Raw genomic sequence first — 7,122 nt, forward strand, 5'->3', positions numbered from 1 at the left:
GCTTTAACAGAAAAAGACATAAGCGATATAGAATTTGGTATAGAACAAGGAATAGATTTTATAGCTGCATCTTTTGTTAGAAAAGCATCTGACGTATTAGCTATAAGAGAAATCTTAGAAAATAACAATGCTACACATATACAAATAATATCTAAAATAGAAAACCAAGAAGGTGTAGAAAACTTAGATGAAATACTACAAGTTTCTGACGGTTTAATGGTAGCAAGAGGGGACTTAGGTGTTGAAGTTCCAACAGAAGAAATACCAATAATACAAAAGAATATGATCAAAAAATGTAACGAATTAGGAAAACCAGTTATAACTGCTACACAAATGCTAGATTCTATGATAAGAAATCCTAGACCAACAAGAGCAGAAGTAACAGACGTTGCAAATGCTATATACGATGGAACTGATGCAATAATGCTATCAGGAGAAACTGCGGCTGGTAAATATCCAGTTGAAGCTGTTAAGGTTATGGCATCAATAGCTAAAAGAATAGAAGAAACTTTAGATTATGAAGAATTATTAAAAGCTAGTAACTTAAAAGGATCTACAGTAACAGATGCTATAAGTTATGCTACTTGTACAACAGCAGTAGAATTAAATGCATCAGCAATAGTAACATCTACTTCTTCAGGACATACAGCTAGAATGGTATCTAAATTTAGACCTAAAACTCCTATAGTGGCTGCTACAGATAGTGAAGTAACTAAGAGACAATTATCACTAAGCTGGGGTGTTTATACTGCTAAGGCTCCTAAAGCAAGCAATACCGATGAAGTTGTAGAATATTCTATAGATGTAGCTAAAGAAGCTGGTTACGTAAATGAAGGTGAATTAGTTGTAATAACAGCTGGTGTACCAGTTGGAGAAAGTGGAACAACTAACCTAATAAAGGTTCATGTAATAAGTGAAGAAATAGCAAATGGTATGGGTGTAGGTAGAACTAGTGTAGAAGGAAAAGTTAGAATCGTGAAAAATGGCGAAACATGTGATAATTTTAATGAAGGTGATATACTAGTAACATCTATGACTGATTCAGATATGAACCAATATATTGAAAAAGCGGGCGCTATAATAACTGAAGAAGGCGGAATGACTTCGCACGCTGCTATAGTAGGTATAAATTTAGGTAAACCAGTAGTAATGTCAGCGGTTGATATAATGAATAAAGTTACAGATGGAGAAATTGTAACAGTAGATGCTCTAAGTGGAGTAGTTTACAGAGGTTCAAGTAGAGTATTATAAAAATATTTTATAGTATTTGATTAAATATTAATAAAATTTTGAAATATTTATTGAAATTTCATAAAAATGGTGATACTATAATTCTATAAGGTGGGCCACTAAATTAGCAGATGCTTTATGTTTTAGTGGCCTTTTTTACAAAATTAATAGTCAGAAAATTTAATAAAATATTAAGATTTATAATCTTATAAAAAAGTATAATTTATATATAGATATTTTATAAATACTTTATTAAATTATCATTATATTTTCTGATTTATTTTAGTTATATTTGTTTTGTTTAGGTCATAATATTAAGTAAAAAGGAGGGGTAAAGATGGCAGATAATCAAAACAGAGATCAATGGGGTTCGAAGATAGGTCTTATTCTTGCGATGGCAGGGAATGCAGTTGGGCTTGGTAACTTCTGGAGATTCCCGTATATAGCAGCCACTAATGGTGGTGGAGCATTCATGATTCCTTATTTCTTTGCACTAATAGTTATAGGTTTACCTACAATGTTGATTGAATGGAGTATAGGACGTTATGGTGGTGCCCATGGACATGGTACAGTTGGTCCAATGGTATATATACAAGCTAAAAAAGCTATATCTCCTAAAAAAGCAATCATACTTGGTTCTGCATGTGGAGCTATAGGATTTGGGGTAACTATATTAGTTAACTCATACTATACTCATATCATAGGATGGTCATTAGGATATGCAGTACATTCATTATTAGGAAGTTATGTAGGTGTTGATTCAGGTGCATTCTTCGTAAGTTATGTAACTGATCCAAAGATGTTAGTATTCTGGGTTATATCATTAGCATTCTTAGGATGGGCAGTTATGAAAGGTGTATCTGAAGGTATAGAAGCTTGGGCTAAAGTAATGATGCCAACTATATATGTATTTGGTATTATATTAGCAATAAGAGCCGTAACATTAGGCGCTCCAGTAAATCCTGATTGGAGTTCTTTAAGTGGTTTAAATTTCGTTTGGAATCCAGATTTGAGTAAGTTAACTTCAGCATCTGTTGTTACTGCTACAGGTCAAATATTCTTTACGTTATCATTAGGTATGGGGATTATCTGTAACTATGCTTCATACTTACAACCAGATGAAGATATAGTAACAGCTTCTGTAGCAACTGTAGCATTAAACGAATTTGCAGAAGTTATATTAGCTGGTACATCTGTTATACCTATATCTTATGCATTCCTTGGACCAGAAGGTATCAAAGGTAGTATAGGATTAGCATTTATGGCATTACCAAATGTATTCACTACAATGGCTGGTGGTAGAATATTCGGTGCTGTATGGTTCTTCTTATTATTCTTCGCAGGATTCACATCTGCAATAGCAATGTACAACTACTTAGTTGCATTACTAGAAGAAGAAATGGGCATAGACAGAAAGAAAGGTGCCGTAATGATATTCATATTATACTTAATAGTTGGTGCTCCAATAGCAGCAGAAGGTGTTGTAACTGGTGAAGCTAACTTAATTTACTTCACAGAAGTAGATAACTGGATAGGTAACTACTTATTAATAGTTCTTGGATTATTAGAAGTTATAACAGTTGCATGGTTAGTTAAGGATGAAGGTCTAGAAGAAATGAATAAAGGTGGATTATGGAAGGTTCCTAAATGGTTCTACAGAGTATTCCCTCAATTCTTAACTCCAGTATGTATAATAGTATTCTTAGCTATATTTACTAGAGATTATTGGGTAGCTGGTAACTTCAAGTTAGTGCCATCTTATCTAGCAGGTATAGAATATATGGCTCCTTGGGCTATAGCAGGTAGATGTGTAGTTATAGCCGTATTAGTTATAGGATTCATACAAACATACAAAGCTATTAAACGTAAATATAAAGATGAAATAGATTCTAATCAAGCTAAAGCTTAAGTCATGTTTTAAAATTAAAGGATGGTGAATAGTCATGACAGGTGCAGCATGTACATTTATGGGTATTGTTTGGGTTGCTATATTAGGAACAGCAGCAATAGCTTTAAAGAAAATAGTTAGTAATCAAGGATAATATAAATTTAAAGCTGATGATATTATAGCTAAATGTTGAAAAAAGAAAACCCTACAAATTTTTGTAGGGTTTTTTAATAAAATGTAGAAATTATAATTATAATAGACAATGTTTTTTACATATTATATATTTCGTAGGAGGAGGTGTATTAATTGAGTTCAAACGCAGTAGTGATAACAATTAATAATTTAAGTAAAGAGATCAAAAAAATAAAAGGCATTAAAGACAACAAAAAAAATAAATATTTATCTGATTTAGATAAATTAAGCAATCAATACAAGGATTTAGAATTACCAGAGTATTTTAGAACTCAATATAATCAACTAAATTCGAAGGGGACTGAGCTTCTTAAAGATATAAGAGGTGGAAAAAGTGTAGATAATGTAGCAAATGATATACCTATTTACATAAGATATTTAAAAGCCTCATTAATGGACTTTGAAGGTAAAACAAATAATTTAAAATGGTATCTTTTTAGTTTTTATATAACAGGAGCATTATTCTTTGCACTAACTCCTCAATTTTATGGATATATTTTACCTTTGATATTTATAGTACCTATATTTTTAGGGGTTAGAGGATGTAAAAAAAGATCTATGAATGGATTTTTAATGAGTATGAGTATAGTTCCAGTAGCAATTATGACTGCTGCTACATGGATAAGATATGGAATACAAGCTATGGGTGATTTCCAAAGATATGTACAAGCTATAGTAGATTCAGGGATAGCTCAAGGTTTAGCTGAAAAATTAGTTTATATCGGCTTTGTAGGTGGAATAATATTACTTATAGTAGCTTGTTGTCAATTATATTTCGGATTTAAAAATAAAGATTTATTCATTTAAGGACTTTATAAGTCCTTATTTTTTTGGTAAAATAAATTTTTGAAGTCTAAAAAAATTGTTCGGAGGATAGAGCCTATGTTATCAAAAAATAAAGAGTATATAGTAGATATAGTGGATATAGGTCAAGGTGGCGTAGGAATTGGAAAATACGATGGTTTTACTGTATTTGTTGATGGCGGACTTATAGAAGATAAGATAAAGGTCAAAATTACAAAATCTAAAAAAAACTATGCAGTTGGAGATATAGTAGAAATACTTGAAAGATCACCATTTAGAGTGGCTAGAAGATGTAGTGAAGGTCTTAGACAATGTGGAGGATGCCAAATTCAAGAATTAGATTACCAAAAACAGCTTGATATAAAGACAAACGAAGTAAAGCAGGTTATATCTAGGATTGGAAAGCTAGATGATGTGGTAATTCACGATACTTTAGGAATGGAAAATCCTTTTAGATATAGAAATAAAGCACAATTTCCGATTCAAAAGAAAAATGATATGCCTATCATAGGATTTTATAAAAAGAAAAGTCACGACTTAATATCGACTGATGAATGTATTATACAACATGAAGTAAACGATAAAATAATGAAAATAATAAAAACTTATATTAGAGCATACAATGTAAGTATTTATGATGAAAAAACTCACAAGGGATTATTGAGACATCTAGTAACTAAGGTTGGATTTACAACAGGCGAGGTCATGATAGTTTTAGTTGCTAATGGAAGAAAGCTACCTCACTTAAATGAGCTAGCATCGGTTTTAAAGGAAAATATTCCTGGATTTAAAACTCTTGTTGTAAACGTAAATACACAAAAAACTAATGTAATTTTAGGTAAAGAAAATATTGTTGCATATGGAGACGGTATAATTAGAGATTATATTGGAGAACTAGTATTTGAAATTTCTCCATTATCCTTCTTCCAAGTAAATCCACTTCAAACTGAGGTTTTATACAATAAAGCTTTAGAGTACGCAGATTTGGGAGAAAATGATACTGTATTTGATATTTATTGCGGTATAGGTACTATATCATTATTTTTAGCTCAAAAGGCGAAAAAGGTGTACGGAATAGAAATCATAGAAGATGCAATAAAAGACGCGAAGAGAAACGCTGAGATAAATGATATGGATAATGTCGAGTTCTATGTTGGAAAGGCAGAGGAAGTCGTTCCTAAGATGTATAGAGAAGGTAAGAGAGCCAATGTGGTAGTTGTAGATCCTCCTAGAAAGGGATGTGATGAAAAGGTATTAGATACGATTGTGTCTATGCAACCTGATAGAGTTGTTTATGTGTCATGTAATCCATCGACTCTTGCTAGGGATTTGGCTTATTTGAATGATAGAGGATATAAGTGTCATGAGGTTCAACCTGTAGACATGTTCCCGCATAGTGTGCATGTCGAGAATGTAGCGCTTATAACTAAAGCAGGTGAAGAAGAAGTTTTTTAGGAGAATAAAAGATGAAAGTTGGATTAGTATTGGAAGGCGGTGCTATGAGAGGAATGTATACCGCTGGAGTTTTAGACGTTTTTTTAGAAAAATGTATTTCTGTCGATGCTGTTGTAGGTGTGTCTGCTGGTGCGTTATTCGGGGTGAATTACTTATCAAGACAAAAAGGAAGAGTTATACGATATAACAAAAGATTTAATAGTGATAAAAATTACATGGGATTACGTCCATTGCTTAGAGAAGGTAATATTGTCAATACAAAATATGCATACGAAGAAGTACCACGTAAACTAGATCCATTTGACGATGAGAGTTATAAAAAATCTGGGATACCTTTTTATGCAGTTGTAACAGATATAGAAACTGGTGAGCCTGAATATATTCAGGTTTACAGTGCATTTGAGCAGATGGATGTTTTACGCGCTTCTGGTTCTATGCCTTTTGTTTCAAAGCCTGTGTTATATAATAATAAGATGTATTTAGATGGCGGTATCTCAGATAGTATTCCATTTCAATGGCTTTCATCGCAGGGATATGATAAATTGATTGTAATATTGACACGTGATATGGAGTATCGTAAAAAACCTATGTCATCATCTCTTATAAAATTATTTTATAAAAAACAACCACAGCTATCAGAAAAATTGCTTAAAAGACATGATGTGTATAATAAATCAGTCGAGCTATTGAAGCAGTGGGAGAATGAGGGTAAGGTTTTTGTAATACGTCCTTCAAAGCCTATAGAGATAGGTAGAATAGAAACAAACCCTGACAAGTTACAGGAAGTATATGACCTTGGTCTAAAGGATGCCACAGAGAGCTTGTTGGAATTACAAAAGTATATATCTAGATAAAAAATATATAATGTTTATAGAGGATTGGAGCTTAGCTTTAGTCCTTTTTTTGTATTAATTAAGTTGTTATAATATTATAATTAAGATAGAGGTTTTATAAAAATAAAAGCTATTATAGAAAGGTGGTAAGATAAAATGAAAGTAGTAATTATCGGTGGTGTTGCTGGTGGTGCAACAGCTGCAGCTCGTATAAGAAGATTAGATGAAAATGCAGAAGTGGTTGTTTTTGAACGTTCAGGACATGTATCTTACGCAAATTGTGGTCTTCCATATTACATAAGTGGTGTAATATCAGACTCAAATGCACTTACATTACAAACTACAGAAAGCTTTTGGAGACGTTTTCGTATAGATATGAGGGTACGACATGAAGTAGTTGATATTCATCCGTATAAAAAAACAGTTACTGTTCACAACTTAAATACTGGAGAAATTTTTGAAGAAGGCTACGATAAGCTTCTTATTTCAACAGGAGCAAAGCCAACTCAGCCAGATGTTCCTGGAGTAGAATTAGACAAAATTTTCAAGCTTCGTACTGTTGAAGATACATTACAAATTCATGAATTTGTGGAAAAAAATAAACCAAAATCTGCTGTTATTGCAGGTGGAGGATATATTGGATTAGAAGTAGCAGAAAATTTACGTGATTTAGGTATGGAGGTAACAGTTGTCCAACGTCCAAAACAATTATTAAATCCA

The 7,122-nt window shown here is 32.3% G+C and carries 6 protein-coding genes; all 6 read left to right on the top strand.

The annotated features are described in order from the left end of the window. The coding region (gene pyk, locus SPD90_RS09445; protein ID WP_320925063.1) for a pyruvate kinase at positions 1-1,251 on the top strand (1,251 nt) is incomplete at its 5' end. A 316-nt stretch (positions 1,252-1,567) separates the two neighbouring features. Beyond that, a complete protein-coding gene (locus SPD90_RS09450) occupies positions 1,568-3,139 on the top strand; it encodes a sodium-dependent transporter (protein ID WP_320624850.1) in 1,572 nt (523 codons plus the stop codon). Positions 3,140-3,424: 285 nt separating this feature from the next. Then, entirely contained in the window at positions 3,425-4,117 is a 693-nt protein-coding gene (locus SPD90_RS09455; RefSeq protein WP_320925064.1) for a hypothetical protein, read from the top strand. A gap of 75 nt (positions 4,118-4,192) precedes the next feature. Further along, complete coding sequence (gene rlmD, locus SPD90_RS09460; protein ID WP_320925065.1) at positions 4,193-5,569, top strand: 23S rRNA (uracil(1939)-C(5))-methyltransferase RlmD; 1,377 nt, start codon at positions 4,193-4,195, stop codon at positions 5,567-5,569. A gap of 11 nt (positions 5,570-5,580) precedes the next feature. Continuing rightward, the gene (locus SPD90_RS09465) at positions 5,581-6,423 is read left to right on the top strand and encodes a patatin-like phospholipase family protein (protein WP_290692121.1); all 843 of its coding nucleotides are present in this window, start codon (positions 5,581-5,583) and stop codon (positions 6,421-6,423) included. 135 nt (positions 6,424-6,558) lie between these two features. Next, the coding region (locus SPD90_RS09470) for an NAD(P)/FAD-dependent oxidoreductase (protein WP_320925066.1) at positions 6,559-7,122 on the top strand (564 nt) is incomplete at its 3' end.

Origin of the sequence: Intestinibacter sp. (genome assembly GCF_034113885.1) — a bacterium.
Taxonomy (GTDB): domain Bacteria; phylum Bacillota; class Clostridia; order Peptostreptococcales; family Peptostreptococcaceae; genus Intestinibacter.